Origin of the sequence: Limosilactobacillus reuteri (assembly GCF_002254085.1) — a bacterium.
Lineage (GTDB): Bacteria > Bacillota > Bacilli > Lactobacillales > Lactobacillaceae > Limosilactobacillus > Limosilactobacillus reuteri_K.
Map to the genome: position 1 here is coordinate 1 of NZ_NGPY01000062.1, position 592 is coordinate 592.

The window sequence follows — 592 nt, forward strand, 5'->3', positions numbered from 1 at the left end:
AGCGCGTCAACGAGTGGTTGATCGAGTGCAGCAACAAGTAGGTCAACTAGCGCGTCAACTAGTGGCGCAACCAGTGCGTCAACGAGTGCGGCAGCAAGTGCCTCGACCAGGGCGTCAACGAGCGCCTCAACTAGCGCCTCGACGAGCGCAACAACGAGTGCGTCAACCAGTGCATCAACAAGTGCGTCAACGAGCGCCTCAGTAAGTGCATCAACAAGTGCGTCAACGAGTGCCTCGACGAGCGCAAGCACGAGCGCGTCAACCAGTGCGTCAACGAGCGCGTCAACGAGTGCATCAACGAGTGCGTCAACAAGCGCCTCAACTAGTGCATCAACGAGTGCCTCAACCAGCGCCTCGACTAGTGCGTCAACGAGCGCGTCAACGAGTGCGTCAGTAAGTGCATCGACGAGCGCTTCAATGAGCGCCTCAGTAAGTGCATCAACGAGCGCATCACCTAGTGCATCAACAAGTGCGCCAACAAGCGCATCAACGAGTGCATCGACGCGCTCCTCAGTAAGTGCATCAACCAGTACATCACCCAGCCCCACAACCACTCTCTCACCCCACGCGACCACCCACACCTCCACAAGCA

1 protein-coding gene is annotated in these 592 nt (G+C 57.9%); it reads right to left on the reverse strand.

Going from position 1 to position 592, the window contains the following annotated elements; translation table 11 throughout:
* Nucleotides 1-575: hypothetical protein (locus CBG10_RS11275; RefSeq protein WP_405076956.1), on the reverse strand; the 575-nt coding region annotated here is incomplete at its 3' end.
* Between the last annotated feature and the right edge of the window lie 17 nt (nt 576-592).